The sequence below is a fragment of the Pelomonas sp. Root405 genome (assembly GCF_001425165.1).
GTDB lineage: Bacteria > Pseudomonadota > Gammaproteobacteria > Burkholderiales > Burkholderiaceae_C > Pelomonas.
In genome coordinates, this window is sequence record NZ_LMDU01000016.1 from 58895 (window position 1) to 78081 (window position 19187).

The following is a 19187-nucleotide window of genomic DNA, read 5'->3' on the forward strand; positions in this document are numbered from 1 at the left end:
ACGGATAGGCTGCGGTGTCGGACAACAGCCCGACGACCGCTATTCCCCTAACACGACGCCTTCACGGCGCGGGTCCGCGCCGCCGACCCAGCCCGTCTTGCCGCGCATCAGCACCTGCAGGCCGCTGGTCAGGTCGGTCTCGTTGACGGTGTGGCCGCGGCCGCGCAAGTCGGCCAGCTGCTCGGCCGTCAATGCCCCGCGCTCGACGATCAGCGCGCTGCCGTTGAAATGGCCGAAGTTGGGCAGGTCCACCGCCTGCTGCACCGGCAGGCCCCAGGCCAGCGCGCCGGTGATGACCTTGGCGACGTAGTGAATGATGACCGGCCCGCCCGGCGAGCCCGCCACCATGAGCAGCTTGCCGTCACGGTCGAACACCAGCGTCGGCGCCATGCTGGAGCGCGGGCGCTTGCCGGCCTCCACGCGGTTGGCAACCGGCTTGCCGTCGGCGCCCACGGGGTTGAGCGAAAAGTCCGTCAGCTGGTTGTTCAGCATGAAGCCGCCGGCCAGGCCGGTACCGCCGTCGCTCATGACGCGGTTGCCGAAGGCGGATTCGATGCTGCTCGTCATCGCCACCGCATGGCCGTCGGCGTCGACGACGCTGATCTGGCTGGTGCCCGCTTCAAGCTGCTCGGCCTGTGGCGCCCACGCCAGCTTGACGGCCGCCGGCTGGCCTGCCGCGGCGGGCGCCATCGCTCGCTCGCCGATCAGCCCGCCACGGTCTTTCAGATAGGTGGGCGACAGCAGGTTCTGCCAGTCGCCGCCGGGCGCGGTGACGAAGGCCGGGTCGCCGATGTACTGGGCGCGGTCGGCAAAAGCCAGCTTGGCGGACTCGGCATAGGCATGCATCCAGTCAGCCGTCAGCGCCTTGGCCGAAGCCGCGGCCGGCTGCGTATCCAGCAGCCCGAGGATCTGCATCAGCGTCAGGTGGCCCGACGTCGGCGGGCCGAAGCCGCAGATGCGATAACTGCGCCATTCATTGCACAGCGGCGGGCGGCTCAGGGCCTTGTAGCCGGCCAGGTCAGCGGCAGCCAGCAGGCCCGGGCGGGCATGGCCCTTGATGCGGCGCACGATGTCGGCGGCGACGGGACCCTCATAAAACCCCTTGGCGCCCTGCCTGGCCACGGCGCGCAGCACGGCCGCATAGGCCGGGTTCTTCAGCACGGTGCCGACCGGCTTGGGCGCGCCAGCAGCGTCGAAGAAATACGGCCCGGCCTGCGGGTCGGTGCGCAAGGCGGTCTCGCTTGACGCCAGCTCGAACAGGCGCGGGCTGATGGCAAAGCCCTGCTCCGCCAGGCGGATGGCCGGCTCGAACAGGCGTGCCCACGGCAGCTTGCCGTGCTGGCGGTGCCCCTCGGCCAGCATGGCCAGCACACCGGGCGCGCCGGTGGACAGGCCGCTGAGCACCGCGTCGCGCATGGCCATGGGCTTGCCGTCGGCCTTGAGAAACATCTCGGGCGTGGCCGCGCCGGACGCGGTCTCGCGGCCGTCCAGCGTCTGTACCTGCTTGCCGTCCCAATGCAGCAGGAAGGCACCGCCAGCAATACCGCTGGACTGCGGTTCCACCAGGCCCAGCACGGCCTGCACGGCCACCGTGGCATCGATGGCCGAGCCGCCGGCGCGCAGGATCTCCAGGCCGGCCTGGGCCGCCAGCGGGTTGGCCGCCGTCACGGCAAAGCGCTGCGCCGGCTGGGTCAGGCCGACCGGCTTGGCCGTGCGGGTGGTGGCGGCTTCGGGTTGCTCAACGGGCTGAGCCAGCGCACCGGCCGAGGCCAGCAGCAGGGCGATCAAGAGGGGCGTCAATTGCATGCGCGCCATCTTAGGCAGCGCCGCATCGACCTCAGAAATAACCCAGGTCGCGCTGCGTGTAGTTGCCGATCTGCGGCAGTACCAGCGGCAGGTCGGTGGCGGAGACGCCCATCCAGCTGGCAAGCGTGGCGGCAAGCTGGTCCACCGACGTGGTCGGCAGCAGCCGACCCTGGCCGACGTCGTCGGGCCCGTTGACGCTGACCGACGGCAGCGTGCCGTAGAAGCGCCCACCCTTGACGGCGCCGCCCATGACGAAGTGATGGCTGCCCCAGCCATGGTCGCTGCCGTCGCCGTTGCTGGTCAGCGTGCGGCCGAAGTCGCTGGCGGTGAAGGTGGTGACCTGGTCGGCCACGCCCAGCTCCACCGTGGCGGCGTAGAAACTGGCCATCGCGTCATTGACCTGCGTCATCAGCAGCGGGTGCTGGGTGGCCAGCTGGTCGTGCAGGTCGAAGCCGCCGATGGAGACGAAGTAGACCTGCCGCGCGGCGCCCAGGCTCTGGCGCGCGGCGATCAGCTTGGCGACCATGGCGAGCTGGCTGGACAGGCTGGTGGTTTCGAACACCGTGCCGAACGCCGGCACGCCGGCGAGTGCGGCGCCCAGCGTCGTCTGCGCGTCGACCGAGCGCTTGACGACGCGGTTCAGCTCGGCCTCCATCCAGTGCGTGCGCTCGGCCGTGATCAGCGACCGCAGCGCCGCCGAACACGCCTGGGAGCCGTACAGCGACTTGGTGATGCCGTTGATGGGCACCGCACCGTTGGTCGACACCTGGTACTGCACCGCCTGCTTGCCGGCCATGTAGACGGCGTTGCCCGACACGTTGATGCAGGTGAAGGTGGACGTGCCGTTGCCGCCCATGAACAGGTCACCCAGCCGCCCGCCCCAGCCCGAGGTGGCGCCCTCGGGCGAACTGGCCTGCCAGACGGACTGCTGGTCGTTGTGCGAGAACAGCTTGGGCGGCAGCGGCACGCTCCTGGCCTTGTACTGGGCCAGCGTGGTGGGCTGCACCAGCGTGCCGACGTTGAGCTGCACGGCCAGCTTGGCCGAATCCCACAGGCCCTTGAGCTTGCCGAGCTGCGGCGCCAGTGCCATCTGCCGGCCGCCGACGACCTCGGACAGCGCGGTGGCGGCCAGCGTGTCGCGCGGGAGGGTCAGCGCCTGGCGGATGCCGGCATAGGCGGCGTGGCTGGCGGCATCGAAAGGCACCAGCGTGTTGCCGTAGTCGTTGCCGCCATACAGGAAGACGCAGACCAGCGCCTTGTAGTCGCCCGGTGTCGTGGCGGCGGCGGCCTCGCCGATGCCGGCCAGCGACAGCGCCCAGGGCGCCGCGGTGCCGGCAATGCCGAAGGCGGAGGCGCGGCGCAGGAACTCGCGGCGCTGCAGCTGGGGGAGTCGGTTGAGCTTCATTTCTGCACCAGGTATTCGGGGCAGGCCATCAGCATCAGGATGCTTGCTTGCACGCGGTTGAGCTTGCCGGCGTCGGTGCCGGCGTTGATGGTGGCGACGGCCGTCGCGATGATCGACTCGGTCGCCGTCGAGATGCCACCGCCGCCCAGGCGCAGCGCCAAGGTGGCGACCAGCGCCGACGCGTCGCTGGCCAGGGCCAGCTCGGCCACATAGCTGGCCTTGACCTCGCCGATGCTGCTGGCAATGGCCGTCTGCAGGAAATTGAGATAACCCGCGACCGTGCTCTCGTTGCAGAGTTGGAACTCCGGCGCCGTGACGCCGTTGCTGCCCAGCGTGGAACCCGGCGGCACATAGCCGGGGCGGAAGAAATTGAACACCGACGGGCTGCGCAGCGGGCTCTGGCCCAGACGCGTGGCGGGGTTGGTGGTGTCACCGATATTCCACAGGCCGGTCGGCGACGCGGCGCCAAAACTGCGTGCCCATTGCAGCAGTCGCTGCACCGGCTCGCGCAGCTTGCCGGCAGACGGCGCCGTGGCGGCGCTGCGCGCCTCGCTGTCCAGCAGCACGGCGCGGACGACGGCCTTGAGGTCGCCGCGCACGCCCGCGCCGTTGTTGGCCCAGACGGCAGCCACGCGCCCCACATAAGCTGGGCTGGGATGCGAGGCCACCAGCCGCTGGATCAGCTGGCGCCCGAGGAAGGGGCCGACGTTGGGATGGCTGGCCAGTGTGTCCATCGCCATCTTCATCGCCGCGGCGCCATCGGCGGTGGCCGGGATGTCGGCGTCCAACACCTTCTTGGCCCCGGTGGCGAAGCGGGCCGGGTTGTTGACCATGGCCTTCTTCACATAGGCCGGGTCGGTACTGCTCACGCCGTCGTAGTCCCAGCCGGTGAAAACGCGCGCCAGCTCGGTGATCTGTGCCTGCGTGTAGGTCTCCAGCGCCTTGCCGTCGGCACCCAGCTTCGGGCTGCCATCGGCATTGAGTTGCACCAGGCCGATGCTGAACAGCTGCATCACCTCGCGCGCATAGTTCTCGTCGGGCACACGGCCAGTGCGGGTGTCTTCCTTCTGATTGCCGCGCATGGCGAGATAAACGCCCATGCCGGGCGACAGCGTGACGGCCTGCAGCAGCTCGCGGTAGTTGCCGAAGGCGTGCTGCTCCAACAGGTCGACATAGGCAGCGCCCATCAGGCCACGCCACTGCACCGGCAGGCCGGTCATGGAGACGACGAAGATTTCCGACAGGGCGAGCACGACGCGCTGACGCAGCGTGTCGGGGGCGGACATCAGCTTGCGCCACAGCGTGTTGTCCAGGCCCGCGAAGCTGTTGCGGTTGGCCTCGACCGCATAGCCGCGCTCCACCATCCAGTCGAAATGACCCGCGGTGATGGGCAGCGCGAATTGCGCATCCAGCCAGGCGGCGTAACCGCTCACCTTGACGGTGGTGATGTCGGCCGCCGTTGCAGCAAAGCCGGCCTGCGCCAGGAAGCGCGCCGCCTCGGCATCCGTCGGCGGCGCGGGCGGCGGCGGTGGGGGTGGCGAGGCAGCCGGGCCTGAGCCCGGTGCGGGGTCGCCGCTACCGCCACCTCCGCCACCGCAGGCGCTCAGCAGCGCGGCGGTGGCAAGCGTGCCGGCCGGGGTCAGCGGCGACGGGGCGTCTTCAACGGCAGCGGGTGCGTCGAGCAGGTCAGGCATGGGGCGTCCGAAAGGTGGCGAGCCGGATGATCCCCAAGCCCGCGGCCCTCGACACGCCCGCCGCGGCAAGGCCGTGACAAACGCCTTGCCGCTTACCGGCAGAAACGAATCACGAAGTTACAAAAGCGGCACGCCGGTCTTGCCTTGCGCGAATTCGCGCGTGACGCCCTCGGCCAGTTCCACGAGCCTGATGCCTTCGGGCACGACGTCGAAGACGCCCAGGTCCGTGATGATGCGGTCGACCACACCCACGCCCGTCAGCGGCAGCGTGCAGCTGGGAATGATCTTGAGGTCTTCGCTGCCGTCCTTCTTCTTGGCGACGTGCTCCATCAGCACGATGACGCGCTTGACGCCGGCGACCAGGTCCATGGCCCCGCCCATGCCCTTGACCATCTTGCCCGGGATCATCCAGTTGGCCAGGTCGCCGCCGCCGCTGACCTGCATCGCGCCGAGGATGCTGAGGTTGATCTTGCCGGCGCGGATCATCGCGAAGCTGTCGTGGCTGCCGAAGATGCTGCTGCCCGGCAAGGTGGTGACGGTCTGCTTGCCGGCGTTGATGAGGTCGGCGTCGACCTCGTCCTCGGTCGGGAAGGGGCCGATGCCCAGCATGCCGTTCTCGCTCTGCAGCCAGACTTCCTTCGTCGCCGGCACATGGTTGGCCACCAGCGTCGGGATGCCGATGCCGAGGTTGACGTAGAAGCCGTCTTCCAGCTCCTGGGCCGCACGGGCGGCCATCTGATCTTGGGTCCAGGCCATGTCAGCTCTCCTTCTTGGGCGACAAGGTCATCTTCTCGATGCGCTTCTCGGGGTTGGCGTTGACGACGATGCGGTGCACGTAGATGCCCGGCAGATGCACGTCGTCCGGGTCGATCTCGCCGGTCTCGACGAGTTTCTCGACCTCGACGACCGTCAGCTTGCCGGCCATGGCCGCGGCGGGATTGAAGTTGCGCGCGGTGCGGCGGAACACCAGGTTGCCGCTCTTGTCGGCCTTGTAGGCCTTGACCAGCGACACGTCGGGCACCAGTGCCTTCTCCAGGATGTAGGTCTCGCCGTCAAACTCGCGCGCCTCCTTGCCCTCGGCGATCAGCGTGCCCACGCCGGTGCGCACGAAGAAGGCCGGGATGCCGGCGCCACCGGCGCGCAGCTTCTCGGCCAGCGTGCCCTGCGGCGTGAACTCCAGCTCCAGCTCGCCGGCCAGGTACTGGCGCTCGAACTCCTTGTTCTCGCCCACGTAGCTGGAGATCATCTTCCTGATCTGGCGCGTGACCAGCAGCGCACCCAGCCCGAAGCCATCGACGCCGGCATTGTTCGAGATGACCGTCAGGTCCTTGACGCCGCTGTCGCGCAGGGCGGTGATCAGCGCCTCGGGGATGCCGCACAGGCCGAAGCCGCCAACCGCGAGCATCTGCCCGTCCTCCACGACGCCGCGCAGCGCTTCTTCAGCGCTCGGGTACACCTTGTTCATGCCGTCTCCTGCTTGACTGAGGGGCGAAGGGTAGCGCCGACGCGCCGGGCGCGTCGATTACGCGAAATCGCCTAAGCAGGCACGCGACACCGCGCGGCAGGGTCGGGGCGGCGGCTACTTCCGCAGCCGAGGCTCGACATAAACGACCCCGACCTTCTTCCAGTCGATCTTTCTCATGGCCTCCCGCAGCGACTTTTCCTCTTCCTTGACCAGGACGTCCTGAACGGTGTGAACCAGCTGGTTCATCGTATCGACCCAGCTTGTCAGCCGCAGTCCGACCATGCGCAGCCCATCTTGGGCGACCCGGTTCACCATCTCCTGAGGGCCGATGAGTGCCATGCCTTCTTCCACCTTCAACCGCTGCTGGAGGAATTTGTGCAGATCGGCGGCCGCGGGCACGCAGGAGGCGGTCGAGGACTTCGGGTTGACCAGCAATTTGAGCGCCGCCGTGATCCTGGCGTCCACGTCCTTCTTCATGCGGGTCAATGAGGTGATCTGCGTCGTCATGTCGGAGAATCTGGCCTCGATCTTGTGTTTCTCGGCCAGGCCTTCGACCAGATTGGCGTGCACCTCACGGATCTTTTTGAGCTGCGAATCGTATTTACCCATCATGTGCTCCGTTTGAATCCATGCGAGGTCCGCACGGGCCAGCCGAGGGAGCCGGTCGACATGCAGATCTCACCCAACATCCAACGCGATTGATCACGTCACCTTCCCAAACGGATTCCGGACTCCCGACCTATCACGCGGCGTTCCAATTCGCCCCCATCGGGCTGGTGCTCTCGGCCCAGCGGCAGATCGTCGACTGCAACGAGCGGGTTCTGCAGATGTTCAGCGCCACGCGGGACCAGCTGGTCGGCAAGAGCTTCTCCGTCATGTACCCGAGCGCGGCCGAGTTCGAGCGCACCGGCGCGCGCATCGTTGCGAGCCTCGATGCGCAAGGCCACTACGGCGACGACCGCGTCATGCGGCGGCTGGGTAGCGGCGAGCTGTTCTGGTGCCACGTGACCGGCCGCGCGCTGGACCGCGGCGACCCGCATGCGCGCGGGATCTGGAGCTTCGAGGACCTGTCGGCACGGCGCCAGATCAGCGCCGACCTGACGCCGCGCGAGCGCGAGATCGCGGCCCTGCTCGTCGAAGGCCAGACCAGCAAGCTCATCGGCCGGCGCCTGGGTGTGAGCCCCCGCACAGTGGACGTCTACCGCGGCCGGCTGATGAAGAAATACCAGGCGGGCAGCACACCGGAGCTGATCCACAAACTGCTTTCCGCATGAGCCATTCGCACGCCCCGGAGCTGCCCTACTGCCGCAACTGCCACTTCACGCTGGCCACGCCGCGCCCCATCCACTGCGGACATTGCGGGCAGGAGACCGACCTGCACCCGCCGTCGGTGCGCGAGATGTTCACCGAGTACCTCGGCCACTACGTCGCCTTCGACGGCCCGCTGTGGCGCACGCTGTGGGCGCTGGTGTGCCTTCCCGGTCACCTGACCAACGCCTATTTCCACGGCCGGCGGCGGCGCTATGTGCTGCCGCTGCGGGTCTACCTGAGCGCGAGCTTCATCTTCTTCGTCGGCTGGGCGCTGCTGCCGCAGGGGCCGACCCAGGTGGTGGAAGACGGCAACGCCGCCACCATCGCCAAGCCGGGCAAGCCCGTGACGATTCGCGTGGGGCCGAACACGTCACCGAGACAGGCCGCCGCAACGGCCGCGGCTGCAGCGGCGGCTGCCAACGGGGCCAGCGCCGCACCGGGTGGCGTCAAGGTCAGCTCCAAGCTTGGCGACTGCGACCTGACCCGTCCCGAGACCTGCAGCAGCGGCGAACGCTGGCTCACTGGCGTGCTCGACAAGGCCGAGTCCCTGACTTTCGAGCAATGGAAGGCCCGCGCGAGCGCCCTCGCGCCCTATGCCATGCTGGCGATGCAGCCCATCTTCGCGGCGCTGCTGCTGGTGACGTTCGCCGGCAGCGGCCGACGTTATGCCGAGCATTTCGTGTTCTCGCTGCACAGCCACAGCCTCTGGTTCCTGGCGCTGCTGCTGGCCATCGCCACCGGCACCGAAGGGCCAGCGACGCTCGCTGTCTTCGGCCACGGCCTTCTTGCCATGCGGCGCGTCTATGGCCTTCGCTGGTGGGGTTCGATCTGGCGCGGCCTGGTGCTCAGCGCCTTCTATTTCGTGCTGTTGATCAGTGTCACGTTGACCATCGCGCTGCTGATCGCGATCACCGCGTGATCAGGTGAAAACGCCCTGGCGCAGCCACTTGGTCGCCACCCACTTCTCGCCCTCGATCACGGGGGCGCCGCCATGCAGGGTCTGCGTGGCAGGGTGCGGCCGGTCGTAGCTGAAAAAGACGGCGTTGCCCTTGACGGGCGCCACGTCCAGGCCGATGTCCGGAAAGATGGTCGCGCCACCCGCCGTCGGCGTGTTCAGGTAGATGACCAGCGTGGCCACGCGCTGGCCACCGCGCTTGAGAATGGAAGGCGTGCTGACGTGGCCGGGGTCGAAGTAGTCGTAATGCGGCTGGTACTCGGCGCCGGGCCGGTAGCGCAGCACCTGAAGGCCCTCGCCATGGTCCAGTGGCCAGCGCAGCAGCGTCGCGATGCGCGACTCGATGGTGCGGATCAGTTCGGTCTCGCAGCGCTCGAAGAACATGCCGTCGCTGGTGCGCGCGGCGTTCACTTCGCTGCCTTCGGTGCCGGTCGCCACCGTCTCGGAGCGCGCCAGGCGCTTGCCCGCCAGGCTGGTGATGCCGTCGCATTCCTCGTCGGACAGCAGGTCGCCGAAGACGATGACGCGGGGCTGGCGCAGGGCCATCAGCACCTTGACATGGCGGTCGCCGGCGTCGATGACGGGCGTGAAGCGGCTCATCTCGGGCTCGGGCAGGCCGACCGTCGCACCGGGCGGCGGCGTCAGCGTGGCGGACTGGCCCAGGGTGCGGGCGAGCGCCTGGCGCGCGACGCCCTCGTCCCAGCCGCTGCCGAGCATGGCGGCCAGCACGCTTTCAGAAGCATGGCCGGCGCGGGTCTGCTCGGCGATCCATTCACAGAGTTCGGGCGTGATGACTTGCTGGCTCATGGGGCGGCTTTGCGTCGGAAGACAAGACGTTCGTTGGACGAGACCTCGGGCGCGAGACGATAGCCGTCCAGGTCGAAGCCTTTCAAGCCCTCCGGCGTCTCAAGACGTTGCTGGATTGCAAAGCGCGCCATCAAGCCTCGGGCGCGCTTGGCGAAGAAGCTGATGATCTTGTACTCGCCGTTCTTCCAGTCCTCGAACTGGCAGTCGACGACCCGCGGCTTCAAGGCCTTGCGGTCGCACGCGCGGAAGTATTCCTGGGACGCGAGATTGACGATGACCGGCGCTTTCTCGCCACGAGCCAGCTTGTTCAGGTGCAGCGCCAGGCGGTCGCCCCACCAGTCGTAGAGGTTGCTACCAGCGTCCGTCGCCAGACGTGTGCCCATCTCCAGGCGATAAGGCTGCATGCGGTCCAGCGGCCGCAGGATGCCGTACAGGCCGGACAGCATGCGCACATGCTGTTGCGCCCAGGCGATGTCGTCCGCGCTCAGCGTCTTCGCGTCCAACCCGTCGTAGACATCGCCGTTGAAGGCGAGCATGGCCGGCTTGCTGTTGTGCTCGGTAAAGCGCGGGCGCCAAGCCTTGTACCGGTCGACATTGAGCTGGGCCAGCGGCTCGGACAAATCCATCAGCTCGCGCACATCGGCGGCGGTCTTGGTGCGCAGCACGTCGATGAGCGCGGCGGTGTCGTCGAGGAACTGCGGGCGGGTCAACGCTGGCGCCAGCTCGGGCGGCGTGGGGGTGTCGTAGTCGAGCGACTTGGCGGGCGAAAGCAGGAACAGCATGGGCGCGGATTTTGAAGCCTGTTTGCGTCAGCCCTCGGCACCCCCGTCGTTGAAACGATCCAGCGAGTACAGCACCGCCACCACCAGCAGCGCCGCCACCGGTCCCGAGCCCGGCAGCAGCATGGCCGACACGACCGGCACGACCAGCACCAGCTGGCGCAGCTCCAAGCCGTACAGCACGCCGGCCCGGCGCACGTAGCGCACGCCGGCCGCCGTCCACCGCGCTCGCGCTTCCGACTCGACCGGCATGCCGCCGATGAAGCCGGCGTGGTTATAGAAGCGCACCGCCATGACGGTCGACACCAGCGCGGCGAACAGCAGCACCAGCAGCGCCAGCTGCAGCACCAGGCGCGGGCTGAGGCTGGCGAGGCCGTCGTGCAGCGACGGTGCGGCGAGCGTGACCGTGCCCATCAGCGCCAGCGCGGCCGTGGAGGCCAGCATGGTGGCCGACATCAGCGAGTTGCGCAGCGTCTGCACCGCCAGCACCTCCGAGCCCTTGTGCGCGGACACGACGCGAAACCACTCCTCGCGCAGCCCGGCATGCCGCGCCGAGGCCAGCCGCTGCGGCCGCCACCAGCGCAGCAACATCAGCAAGGCCTCGTACAGGCCGAGCACCGCCAACGTCGCGCCGACGCTGGCCCAGGTCCAGTCGGCGCTCATGGCTCAGCGCCGCTCCAGCAGCTCGAACAAGCCCATGCCCGCCAGCATCGCCGCGACAAACACCACGGCCTTGATCTCGCCCATGCCCAGCGCCACCAGCGCCGGCCCCGGGCAGAAGCCGGCCAGGCCCCAGCCAGCGCCGAACATCAGGCTGCCGCCAACCAGCCGGCCATCGATGTGACTGGCGGCTGGCAGCTTGAAGGCCAGGCCCAACAGCGTCGTGTCCCCCCGCCTGACGACCGCGAATGCGACCAGGCCCACGGCGATGGCGCCGACCATGACCAGGGACAGCGACGGGTCCCAGGGGCCGGCCAGGTCCAGGAAGCCCAGCACCTTGGCCGGGTTGGCCATGCCCGAGAGGATGAGGCCGAGGCCAAACACCAGGCCGGCAACGAGTGCAGTGAGGATGGGCATGACGGCTCTTCAAGCGGCAACGAGGTGGCGCAACGTGAACACGGTGACGAAGCCCGCGCCCATGAAAGCCAGTGTGGCGACCAGCGAGCGCGGTGACAGCCGCGACATGCCGCAGACACCATGGCCGCTGGTACAGCCGGCGCCGTAGCGCGTGCCCACGCCGACCAGCAGGCCGGCCAGCACCAGCACGGTCCAGCCCGCGTCGATACGGGGCACGGGCAAGGCAGTGAACAACACGTAGACCCAGGGCGCGACGACGATCCCCGCGATAAAGGCAACGCGCCAGCCCAGGTCGCCCTGGACCGGCCTCAGCAGCCCGCCCAGCACGCCGCTGATGCCGGCGATGCGGCCGTTGAACAGCACGAACAGCGCCGCCGCCAGCCCGATCAGCGCGCCGCCCGCCAGCGAGGCCAGCGGCGTGAAAGCATTCCAGTCGAGGGACATTCTTCAGTCCTTGGGGCAGTAGATGTCGTAGAGCACGGCCAGCACCCGCAGCAGCCTCGGATCAGCGATGCTGTAGAAGATGCGCTTGCCGTCGCGGCGGGTGTCCACGACGCCCTCCCCGCGCAGCACGCCCAGCTGCTGAGACAAGGTGGGCTGGCGGATGCCGAGCACCGCCTCCAGGTCGCCGACGGCCATCTCACCCTGCGACAGTTGGCACAGCAACAGCAAGCGTTCTTCGTTGGCCAGCACCTTCAAGGCGCTGACGGCCTGGCCGGCGGCCTTGCGCAAGACGTCGGGGTCGATGACAGGGGTGGGCATGTGTCGCTCCGTGATTTGACTTCAATATATCTATAAATATAATGTCAGTCAATATACTGTCCACATCCCAAGGAGCCTTCATGGCTGCCAGCATCACCGTCCAGGCCTTCTTTGATGAAGCGACCTGCACGGTCTCCTACGTCATCGTCGACAACGCAAGTCAATGCGCCGCCATCGTCGACCCGGTGCTGGACTTCGATTTCAAGTCGGGCCGCACCGGCACCATCCAGGCGGACAGGCTGCTCGCCTACGTGAAGGACCACGGCTTGCAGGTGCAGTGGATCCTGGAGACGCACGCCCACGCCGACCACCTGTCCAGTGCCCGCTACCTGCAGGGCCGGGTCGGCGGGCGCATCGCCATCGGCGAGCACATCCGCGAGGTGCAGGCGACGTTCAGCAAGCTCTACAACTTGGAGCGCGGTTTCCTGCCTGACGGCAGGCAGTTCGACCATCTTTTCAAGGACGATGAGGTGTTCAGGATCGGCGGGATCGAGGCACGCGCGCTGCTGGTGCCCGGGCACACGCCCGCCGACCTGGCCTATGTCGTCGACGGCGCGGTGTTCGTCGGCGACACCCTCTTCATGCCTGACGTCGGCACCGCGCGAGCCGACTTCCCCGGTGGAGACGCGCCCACGCTGTACCGCTCGGTGCACCGCATCCTGGCGCTGCCGCCCGAGACACGCATGTACGTCTGCCACGACTATCCCCCCAACGGTCGCGCCCCCGCCTGGGAAACGACGGTGGCCGCACAGCGGGCCGGCAACATCCACGTGCGCGACGGCGTGAGCGAGGCGGAGTTCGTCAGGATGCGCAAGGCGCGCGACGCCACGCTTGACGTGCCCACCCTCATCCTGCCGTCCATCCAGGTGAACATCCGCGCTGGCGAGCTGCCGGCCGCGGAGGACAACGGCGTGTCCTACCTGCGCATCCCCATCAATGCGCTGCCTTCGCGCGCCCCATGAGCAGCAACACCACGCCGATCAGGACGACGCCGGCCGCCAGCCACTCGTGGCCGCTGATGTGCTCGCCCGCCAGCGTGACGCCGAGCAGCATGGCGATGACAGGGTTGACGAACGAATAGCTCGACGCCAGGCCCGCCGATGCCTCCGCCAGCAGCACCATGTAGGCATTGAAGGCGATCAGCGAGCCGAAGACGACGAGATAGGCCCAGGCCCACAGCGCCTCGGGCTCGATGCGCTCGGGGAGGGCCTCGCCACCGATGAGGCTCAGCACCATCAGCACGGCACCGCCTGCCAGCATCTCGCTGGCAAAACCCATCGCCCCGGGCGCCAGCGGCAGGTTGCGCTGCGACAGCACGCTGCCCACGGCCCAGCTCGCACAGGCGACGCTGATAGCGACCAGGCCGGCGGGCGAGGCGCCGAAGCCCTGGCCCTGCGTCAGCAGCAGCACGCCGACCAGGCCGAAGGCGATGCCGAGCGACTCCAGCCGCGTCGGCTTCTCGCCCCACAGCAGGTTCAGCCCGGCAATCATCAGTGGCATGACGGCAATGAAGGCGACGACCAGGCCGGAACCCACCGTCACCTCGGCGGTGGCCGTGCCACCCATGCCGCCGCCCAGCATCAGCCCGCCGATGACGAGGGCGTGCAGCCACTGCCGCCGGTCGGGCCAGGGCACGCCGCGCCAGCGCATCCAGCCGGCCAGCAGCGCGCCAGCGACCAGGAAACGGCTGCCCATCTGCAAGAAGGGCGGCAGGCTGACGAGGGCAATCTTGATGGCCAGGTAGGTGGAGCCCCAGACCAGCCAGGTGGCGGCCAGGCAGAGCATCAGCTTGGGGCCGAGGCCGGTGGTGGTCTTGAGCGGCAGGGTCGTCGTGTTCATGGACCGGGATGGTAGGAATTGCAGAGCGACAGCGGAATGGGCGCTTGAAGGTTGAAGTGCTGCCTCGCCTTAATATTGAAGAACATGACCGTCAAAGCACGAGAATTTCATGGCCATTGAGCTCGATCAACACGACCACCGCATCCTGGCCGAGCTGCAGGCCGACGCGCGGCTGACGATGGCCGAGCTGGGCCGCCGCGTGCACCTGAGCCAGCCGGCCGTGACCGAGCGCGTGCGCAAGCTGGAGGACGGCGGCGTTATCCGCGGTTACCGGGCCATCGTCGATGGCGGCCGGCTGGGCTATGCGATCCGGGCGGTGATCCGCATCGAGTCCATGGACGAGTCGTCGATGCTGGCGGCGCTGGCTTCCAGCCCGGAGGTGCTGACCGCCTACGACGTGACGGGCGAGGACAGCTGGATCCTGGAGATCGCCGTTCGCGACGTCGTGCACCTGAAGGCCGTGCTCACGCGCTTCTGCCAGCAGACGCCGACGTCCACCGCCATCATCCTGCGCGCGCTGCGTGAGCACGCGCCGCTGAAGCCGCTGCCGGCCGTGCCGGCAGTTGCGGCCGAAGCTGCAGCGCCGCTGGCCGCGGCCAGAAAAAAGCCCCGCCGCGGCGGGGCTGGTGCACCGGCCTGAGACCGCTTACTTGACCAGCAGCGTGTTGGCCGCGGCGACGTCTTCGGGGCGCAGTTGGCCCGAGGCCTGGCGCAGCCGCAGGCTGTTGACGACGACGTCGTAGCGCGCCTTGGCCAGGTCACGCTGGGTCGAATAGAGCTGGGTCTGGGCGTTGAGCACGTCCAGGTTGACGCGCACGCCGACCTTGTAGCCCAGCTGCGTGGCTTCCAGGGCCAGCTTGGTGGACGACTCGGCGGCCTCGAAGGCGCTGACCTGGGCCTTTTGCGACTGAACCAGGTAGAAATAGCGGCGCGTGCCCTCGGCCACCGCACGGCGCGCGAAGTCGAGATCGTTGCGGGCCTTCTCTTCCAGCACCAGGGTTTCGCGGATGCGGTTCTGCGTGAGGCCGCCGGTGTAGAGCGGGTAGCTCAGCGTCAGGCCGATGCTGGCGTTCTTGCCGGTACCGGCGCCGGATTGCGCTGCCGCCACGCCATTCAGGCTGTTGTGCACGTTCTGCCCGCCCAGGGTGGCGCTGGCATCCAGCGTCGGCTTCTGGCCGGCACGCGCGATCTGGGTGTCGAGCTGTGCAATCTCCAGCCCAAGCCGCGCGCGGCGCACGCCGGGGTGCTGCTCATCCGCGGTGGCAACCCAGGTGTCGATGTTGCTGCTGGGCAAGGCCGGCAGCGCCACCGGCACGGCCAGGCCCTTGGGCTCGACGCCGACACGGCCGACGAACTGGTCCAGCGTGACGCGCTTGACGCGCAGGTCGTTGTCGGCCGCCAGCTCCTGGGCCACCGCCAGGTCATAACGGGCTTGCGCTTCGCGGGTGTCGGTGATGGTGGCCGTGCCGACTTCAAAGTTGCGCTTGGCCGACGCCAGTTGCTCGGAGATGCCGGCCTTGTTGGCCTGCGAGGTCGTCAACGCGTCCTTGGCGGCCAGCACATCGAAATAAGCCGTGGCCAGTCGCACGATCAGGTCTTGCTCGGCCGCCTCAAGGTCGGACTGCGCGAGCGCATAGGCGCGGCGCGCCTTGTCGATGGTGGGGAGGTTGCTGGCGTTGTAGACCGAGTATTTGCCCGACAGGCCGGCCTGCAGCGTCGTGCTGTTGACGCTCGTGCCTGCCGGCGGGTCGGCACGCGCAACGGTGCCGGAGGTCGACAGGTAGAGCGACGGGCGCGTCAATGCTTCGGCCTGGGCCGCGCGGGCTGCGGCGGCATCGGCCGTCGCGCGGGTCGCGAGATAGGTCGCGTCATAGCCCCGTGCCGCTTCGTAGAGTTCTTGCAGGCTTTGTGCCTGGGCCGCGCCAGCGAGCAGGAGGCTGGCGGCAAAGGCCAGCGGTTGCAGGATCAGGCGACGGGCTGGGACGAAGGGCATGGGATTCCTTGACTGGGGCAATGGAGTGAGCGCGGCCGGGTTTATAGGGGCAAAGCCCGCCGATGACTGAAGCCATGCGACGACCTGCGCCCGCGGGGGCCGCAACGGTCGTTTTGGCGCGACGGGCTGCATCAGCCGTTTCAGAAGCTGAAGGCCGGCGCTTCGGAAAAGCCGGGCAGGCGGTCGGCCACCGTGTCGAACAACTCGACGGAGCGGAAATCGCTGCTGCCGGTGCGGGTGACGAGCACCGCGCGCATGACCGGCACTTCGCCGACGATGGCCACCAGTCGGCCGCCGACCTTGAGCTGGTTCAGCAGCGCCTGGGGCACGGCCGCCACGGAACCCGACAGCAGGATGGCGTCGAAGGGCTCTTCGGTCGGCAGACCCGCGGCGCCGTTCTGGTTCAGCACGCTGACGTTGAGCACGCCGGCGCGCTTGAGGTTGAGCTGGGCCTGAGCAGCCAGCCCCGCGTCGGCTTCCAGCGCGATGACGCGCTGGGCCTTGTGGCCGAGCAGCGCGGCCAGGTGACCCGTCGCAGCGCCGATCTCCAGCACCTTCTCATGGCGCTGCACCTTGAGTTCCTGCAGCAGGCGCGCTTCGACCTTGGGCGCCAGCATGCGGCGCGTGGCCGTCAGCGGCAGCTCGACGTCGACAAAGGCCTGCGCCCGGTGGGCTTCTGGCACGAAATCTTCGCGGTGCACGACGTGCAGCAGCTCCAGCACGCTGGGGTCGAGCACGTCCCAAGGGCGGATCTGCTGCTCGATCATGTTGAAGCGGGCTTGTTCGAGATTCATCTTGTTCTCCGGGGCACGGGTCGGGCGGTCTGAAAACCAAAATTCTAGGTGCCAGCGGGCTTCGCGAGCAGGCCGTGCAGCAGCAGCGACATCTGGGCGTCCAGCAAGTCGGTCGCGCTCATGGTGGGGTGGCAGATGTCGAACTCCCCGAAGGAGTGCTCGTGCAGCATCATGTGCAGCATGGGCGCGATCAGCATGTGCACGGTGGCCTCCACCGGCACGGCGCGGAACTCCCCAGCGCGGATACCGCGCTCGATGAGGCCGCCGATGAGGTTCTGCGACGGCGTGATGACTTCGTCCACATAGAAGCGCGCCAGCTCCGGGAAGTTGCGCGCCTCGACCATCATGATCTTGCAGACCACGCCGGCATTGCCTTGTCCGACCTTGGCCCACCAGGCCTGCATCATCTGGCGCAGCAGCTCGGCGATGGGGCCTTGGTACTGCGCCGCCTGCGCTGCGGACTCGGCGATGTGCACGGACAGGTTCTCGCGCACCATCGCCTTGAAGAGCTCATCCTTGCTCGGGTAGTAGCGGTACAGGGTGCCCTTGGCGACGCCGGCGCGTGCGGCCACCTCTTCGCTGCGCGTGGCCGCGAAACCCTTTTCGACGAAAAGCGCCAGGGCAGCGTCCAGCAGCTCCTGCGGGCGGGCGTCCTTGCGGCGTTGACGGGGGGCGGTGGCCAAGTTGCGGAGTTAATGACCGAAGGGTCACTAATGTAGCCCGCCGGGTCCGGCGGCTGCAAGCTCGGGACATCGCCGCTGGCTACACTGCGCGGCTTTTCGCCGCTCGGAGCCTTTACGTGGATGTAGTCCTGCTGATCAAAGCCGCCATCATGGGCATCGTCGAGGGGCTCACGGAATTCCTGCCCATCTCGTCCACCGGGCATTTGATCCTGGCCGGCTCGCTGCTCAACTTCGTCGGCGAAAAGGCCAAGGTCTTCGAGATTGCCGTGCAGACCGGCGCGATGTTCGCCGTGGTCTGGGAGTACCGGGAACGCCTGGCCCGCACGGTCAAGGGCATCACCCACGAGCCGCAGGCGCAGCGCTTTGCGCTCAACGTGCTGATCGCCTTCCTGCCCGCCGTGGTGCTGGGCCTGGCCTTCGGCAAATACATCAAGGCCCACCTCTTCCACCCTGTGCCGGTGGCGCTGGCCTTCATCGTCGGCGGCCTGATCATCCTGTGGGTGGAGGCGCGTCACAAGCGCCTGTACGGCGACATGGACATGCAGGGTGCCCGCAAGGCGCGCATCGAGACGGTGGACGACATGCGCCCGATGGACGCGCTCAAGGTCGGCCTGCTGCAATGCCTGGCCATGATCCCCGGCACCAGCCGTTCGGGCGCCACCATCATCGGCGGCGTGGTGCTGGGCATGTCGCGCAAGGCGGCCGCGGAGTTCAGCTTCTACCTGGGCATCCCGACGTTGATGGGCGCGGGCGCCTATTCGGTGCTGAAGCAGCGCGATGCGCTGGACTGGGGCGACCTGCCAATGTTCGCGGTGGGCCTGGTGTTCGCCTTCATCAGCGCGCTGCTGTGCATCCGCTGGTTGATCCGCTATGTCTCCAACCACGACTTCAAGATCTTCGCGTGGTACCGCATCGCCTTCGGCCTCGTCGTGCTGGCCACCGCCTACATGGGCATGGACATCTGGAAGGACTGAGGCTGCTGGGATAATCCGCCCATGGCCATCACGATCAAGACCGGCGCCGACATCGACGGCATGCGCATCGCCGGACGCCTGGCGTCCGAAGTCCTCGACATGCTCACGGCGCACGTCAAGCCGGGCATCACGACCAACGAGCTCGACAAGCTCGCGCACGACCACATCGTCAACGTGCAGCAGGGCATCCCGGCGCCGCTCAATTACTGCCCGCCGGGCTACATCCCCTATCCCAAGTCGATCTGTACCTCGGTCAACAGCCAGGTCTGCCACGGCATCCCGAACGACAAGCCGCTGAAGAACGGCGACATCGTCAACATCGACGTCACCGTCATCAAGGACGGCTGGCATGGCGACACCAGCCGCATGTTCGTCGTCGGCGAGGGTTCCATCGCGGCCAAGCGCCTGTGCGCCTTCACATATGAAGCCATGTGGAAGGGCATCGCCAAGGTCCGCCCCGGCGCGCGCCTGGGCGACATCGGCCATGCCATCCAGACCTTTGCCGAGAACGCCGGCTTTTCCATCGTGCGAGAGTTCTGCGGCCACGGCATCGGCCAGGTCTTCCACGAGGAACCGCAGGTGCTGCACTACGGCCGCCCTGGCACGCTGGACGAACTGGTGCCCGGCATGATGTTCACCATCGAGCCCATGATCAACGCCGGCCGCCGCGAGATCCGCGAAATGGGTGACGGCTGGACCATCGTCACCAAGGACCGGTCTCTCTCGGCCCAGTGGGAGCACACCATCCTGGTGACCGAGACCGGCTACGAGGTCATGACGCTGTCGGCCGGCAGCCCGCCCCCCCCGGCCTTCATCACGCAAGCCGCTGCGGCGACGGCGTAG

General features: G+C 68.0%; 22 protein-coding genes. 6 read left to right on the forward strand and 16 right to left on the reverse strand.

From position 1 onward, the window contains the following. Nucleotides 1-39: 39 nt before the first annotated feature. The 6 genes from ASC81_RS23015 to ASC81_RS23040 form a co-directional block, all read right to left on the reverse strand. The gene (locus ASC81_RS23015) at nucleotides 40-1806 is read right to left on the reverse strand and encodes a gamma-glutamyltransferase family protein (RefSeq protein ID WP_235533748.1); all 1767 of its coding nucleotides are present in this window, start codon (nucleotides 1804-1806) and stop codon (nucleotides 40-42) included. Nucleotides 1807-1837: 31 nt separating this feature from the next. Further along, a complete protein-coding gene (locus ASC81_RS23020; protein ID WP_056272699.1) occupies nucleotides 1838-3211 on the reverse strand; it encodes a DUF1501 domain-containing protein in 1374 nt (457 codons plus the stop codon). Further along, nucleotides 3208-4905, reverse strand: coding sequence for a DUF1800 family protein (locus ASC81_RS23025; RefSeq protein ID WP_082536760.1), 1698 nt, complete (start codon nucleotides 4903-4905; stop codon nucleotides 3208-3210). Before ASC81_RS23025 ends, ASC81_RS23020 begins: the two co-directional genes overlap by 4 nt. A 117-nt stretch (nucleotides 4906-5022) precedes the next feature. After that, nucleotides 5023-5661 carry a 3-oxoacid CoA-transferase subunit B gene (locus tag ASC81_RS23030; protein WP_056272701.1) on the reverse strand — a complete coding sequence of 213 codons (639 nt, stop codon included), beginning with the start codon at nucleotides 5659-5661 and terminating at the stop codon, nucleotides 5023-5025. A gap of 1 nt (nucleotide 5662) precedes the next feature. After that, nucleotides 5663-6370, reverse strand: a complete 708-nt coding sequence (locus ASC81_RS23035) for a CoA transferase subunit A (protein WP_056272702.1) — start codon at nucleotides 6368-6370, stop codon at nucleotides 5663-5665. A gap of 114 nt (nucleotides 6371-6484) precedes the next feature. After that, entirely contained in the window at nucleotides 6485-6979 is a 495-nt protein-coding gene (locus ASC81_RS23040; RefSeq protein ID WP_156392381.1) for a hypothetical protein, read from the reverse strand. Between the two features lie 92 nt (nucleotides 6980-7071). On the opposite strand from ASC81_RS23040, the gene ASC81_RS23045 reads away from it, so the two are divergent. Both ASC81_RS23045 and ASC81_RS23050 read left to right on the forward strand, forming a co-directional pair. Continuing rightward, nucleotides 7072-7644 carry a LuxR C-terminal-related transcriptional regulator gene (locus ASC81_RS23045; protein ID WP_056273373.1) on the forward strand — a complete coding sequence of 191 codons (573 nt, stop codon included), beginning with the start codon at nucleotides 7072-7074 and terminating at the stop codon, nucleotides 7642-7644. Continuing rightward, a complete protein-coding gene (locus ASC81_RS23050) occupies nucleotides 7641-8600 on the forward strand; it encodes a DUF3667 domain-containing protein (RefSeq protein WP_056272705.1) in 960 nt (319 codons plus the stop codon). The genes ASC81_RS23045 and ASC81_RS23050 overlap by 4 nt, the downstream gene beginning before the upstream one ends. Here ASC81_RS23050 and ASC81_RS23055 read toward each other — a convergent pair whose 3' ends face one another. The 6 genes from ASC81_RS23055 to ASC81_RS23080 are packed head-to-tail and all read right to left on the reverse strand — an operon-like array spanning nucleotide 8601 to nucleotide 12061. After that, nucleotides 8601-9443 carry a 2OG-Fe(II) oxygenase gene (locus tag ASC81_RS23055; protein WP_056272708.1) on the reverse strand — a complete coding sequence of 281 codons (843 nt, stop codon included), beginning with the start codon at nucleotides 9441-9443 and terminating at the stop codon, nucleotides 8601-8603. Next, the gene (gene yaaA / locus ASC81_RS23060; protein WP_056272711.1) at nucleotides 9440-10225 is read right to left on the reverse strand and encodes a peroxide stress protein YaaA; all 786 of its coding nucleotides are present in this window, start codon (nucleotides 10223-10225) and stop codon (nucleotides 9440-9442) included. Before yaaA ends, ASC81_RS23055 begins: the two co-directional genes overlap by 4 nt. A gap of 27 nt (nucleotides 10226-10252) precedes the next feature. Beyond that, a complete protein-coding gene (locus ASC81_RS23065) occupies nucleotides 10253-10885 on the reverse strand; it encodes a DUF599 family protein (RefSeq protein WP_056272712.1) in 633 nt (210 codons plus the stop codon). A 3-nt stretch (nucleotides 10886-10888) separates the two neighbouring features. Then, nucleotides 10889-11299 (reverse strand): DUF6691 family protein, encoded by a 411-nt coding sequence (locus tag ASC81_RS23070; protein ID WP_056272715.1) that lies wholly within the window; start codon nucleotides 11297-11299, stop codon nucleotides 10889-10891. Nucleotides 11300-11308: 9 nt separating this feature from the next. Next, the gene (locus ASC81_RS23075; protein WP_056272718.1) at nucleotides 11309-11743 is read right to left on the reverse strand and encodes a YeeE/YedE family protein; all 435 of its coding nucleotides are present in this window, start codon (nucleotides 11741-11743) and stop codon (nucleotides 11309-11311) included. Between the two features lie 3 nt (nucleotides 11744-11746). Then, on the reverse strand, nucleotides 11747-12061 hold the full coding sequence (locus tag ASC81_RS23080) for a metalloregulator ArsR/SmtB family transcription factor (RefSeq protein ID WP_056272720.1): 315 nt from the start codon (nucleotides 12059-12061) through the stop codon (nucleotides 11747-11749). Between the two features lie 80 nt (nucleotides 12062-12141). On the opposite strand from ASC81_RS23080, the gene ASC81_RS23085 reads away from it, so the two are divergent. Then, the gene (locus ASC81_RS23085; protein ID WP_056272723.1) at nucleotides 12142-13023 is read left to right on the forward strand and encodes an MBL fold metallo-hydrolase; all 882 of its coding nucleotides are present in this window, start codon (nucleotides 12142-12144) and stop codon (nucleotides 13021-13023) included. On the opposite strand, the gene yedA is transcribed toward ASC81_RS23085, so the two are convergent. Further along, the gene (gene yedA, locus ASC81_RS23090; RefSeq protein ID WP_056272726.1) at nucleotides 12995-13900 is read right to left on the reverse strand and encodes a drug/metabolite exporter YedA; all 906 of its coding nucleotides are present in this window, start codon (nucleotides 13898-13900) and stop codon (nucleotides 12995-12997) included. The two genes, ASC81_RS23085 and yedA, sit on opposite strands and share 29 nt — an antisense overlap. A gap of 109 nt (nucleotides 13901-14009) precedes the next feature. On the opposite strand from yedA, the gene ASC81_RS23095 reads away from it, so the two are divergent. Then, complete coding sequence (locus ASC81_RS23095) at nucleotides 14010-14540, forward strand: Lrp/AsnC family transcriptional regulator (RefSeq protein WP_082536762.1); 531 nt, start codon at nucleotides 14010-14012, stop codon at nucleotides 14538-14540. A gap of 6 nt (nucleotides 14541-14546) precedes the next feature. On the opposite strand, the gene ASC81_RS23100 is transcribed toward ASC81_RS23095, so the two are convergent. The 3 genes from ASC81_RS23100 to ASC81_RS23110 form a co-directional block, all read right to left on the reverse strand. Continuing rightward, a complete protein-coding gene (locus ASC81_RS23100) occupies nucleotides 14547-15893 on the reverse strand; it encodes a TolC family outer membrane protein (RefSeq protein WP_056272729.1) in 1347 nt (448 codons plus the stop codon). Between the two features lie 140 nt (nucleotides 15894-16033). Continuing rightward, nucleotides 16034-16687 carry a protein-L-isoaspartate O-methyltransferase gene (locus ASC81_RS23105; RefSeq protein ID WP_056272732.1) on the reverse strand — a complete coding sequence of 218 codons (654 nt, stop codon included), beginning with the start codon at nucleotides 16685-16687 and terminating at the stop codon, nucleotides 16034-16036. A gap of 44 nt (nucleotides 16688-16731) precedes the next feature. Continuing rightward, entirely contained in the window at nucleotides 16732-17370 is a 639-nt protein-coding gene (locus ASC81_RS23110; protein WP_056272735.1) for a TetR/AcrR family transcriptional regulator, read from the reverse strand. A 116-nt stretch (nucleotides 17371-17486) separates the two neighbouring features. Between ASC81_RS23110 and ASC81_RS23115 the strand changes: the two genes are divergently transcribed. Further along, complete coding sequence (locus ASC81_RS23115; protein ID WP_056272737.1) at nucleotides 17487-18344, forward strand: undecaprenyl-diphosphate phosphatase; 858 nt, start codon at nucleotides 17487-17489, stop codon at nucleotides 18342-18344. 21 nt (nucleotides 18345-18365) lie between these two features. After that, nucleotides 18366-19187 carry a type I methionyl aminopeptidase gene (gene map, locus ASC81_RS23120; protein WP_056272740.1) on the forward strand — a complete coding sequence of 274 codons (822 nt, stop codon included), beginning with the start codon at nucleotides 18366-18368 and terminating at the stop codon, nucleotides 19185-19187.

What these genes read in the sequence shown, in the direction of transcription:
- ASC81_RS23015 (WP_235533748.1), bottom strand. Translation starts at nt 1,806, where the DNA reads ATGCAATTGACGCCCCTCTTGATCGCCCTGCTGCTGGCCTCGGCCGGT.
- ASC81_RS23020 (WP_056272699.1), bottom strand. Translation starts at nt 3,211, where the DNA reads ATGAAGCTCAACCGACTCCCCCAGCTGCAGCGCCGCGAGTTCCTGCGC.
- ASC81_RS23025 (WP_082536760.1), bottom strand. Translation starts at nt 4,905, where the DNA reads ATGCCTGACCTGCTCGACGCACCCGCTGCCGTTGAAGACGCCCCGTCG.
- ASC81_RS23030 (WP_056272701.1), bottom strand. Translation starts at nt 5,661, where the DNA reads ATGGCCTGGACCCAAGATCAGATGGCCGCCCGTGCGGCCCAGGAGCTG.
- ASC81_RS23035 (WP_056272702.1), bottom strand. Translation starts at nt 6,370, where the DNA reads ATGAACAAGGTGTACCCGAGCGCTGAAGAAGCGCTGCGCGGCGTCGTG.
- ASC81_RS23040 (WP_156392381.1), bottom strand. Translation starts at nt 6,979, where the DNA reads ATGGGTAAATACGATTCGCAGCTCAAAAAGATCCGTGAGGTGCACGCC.
- ASC81_RS23050 (WP_056272705.1), top strand. Translation starts at nt 7,641, where the DNA reads ATGAGCCATTCGCACGCCCCGGAGCTGCCCTACTGCCGCAACTGCCAC.
- ASC81_RS23055 (WP_056272708.1), bottom strand. Translation starts at nt 9,443, where the DNA reads ATGAGCCAGCAAGTCATCACGCCCGAACTCTGTGAATGGATCGCCGAG.
- yaaA (WP_056272711.1), bottom strand. Translation starts at nt 10,225, where the DNA reads ATGCTGTTCCTGCTTTCGCCCGCCAAGTCGCTCGACTACGACACCCCC.
- ASC81_RS23065 (WP_056272712.1), bottom strand. Translation starts at nt 10,885, where the DNA reads ATGAGCGCCGACTGGACCTGGGCCAGCGTCGGCGCGACGTTGGCGGTG.
- ASC81_RS23070 (WP_056272715.1), bottom strand. Translation starts at nt 11,299, where the DNA reads ATGCCCATCCTCACTGCACTCGTTGCCGGCCTGGTGTTTGGCCTCGGC.
- ASC81_RS23075 (WP_056272718.1), bottom strand. Translation starts at nt 11,743, where the DNA reads ATGTCCCTCGACTGGAATGCTTTCACGCCGCTGGCCTCGCTGGCGGGC.
- ASC81_RS23080 (WP_056272720.1), bottom strand. Translation starts at nt 12,061, where the DNA reads ATGCCCACCCCTGTCATCGACCCCGACGTCTTGCGCAAGGCCGCCGGC.
- ASC81_RS23085 (WP_056272723.1), top strand. Translation starts at nt 12,142, where the DNA reads ATGGCTGCCAGCATCACCGTCCAGGCCTTCTTTGATGAAGCGACCTGC.
- yedA (WP_056272726.1), bottom strand. Translation starts at nt 13,900, where the DNA reads ATGAACACGACGACCCTGCCGCTCAAGACCACCACCGGCCTCGGCCCC.
- ASC81_RS23095 (WP_082536762.1), top strand. Translation starts at nt 14,010, where the DNA reads ATGGCCATTGAGCTCGATCAACACGACCACCGCATCCTGGCCGAGCTG.
- ASC81_RS23100 (WP_056272729.1), bottom strand. Translation starts at nt 15,893, where the DNA reads ATGCCCTTCGTCCCAGCCCGTCGCCTGATCCTGCAACCGCTGGCCTTT.
- ASC81_RS23105 (WP_056272732.1), bottom strand. Translation starts at nt 16,687, where the DNA reads ATGAATCTCGAACAAGCCCGCTTCAACATGATCGAGCAGCAGATCCGC.
- map (WP_056272740.1), top strand. Translation starts at nt 18,366, where the DNA reads ATGGCCATCACGATCAAGACCGGCGCCGACATCGACGGCATGCGCATC.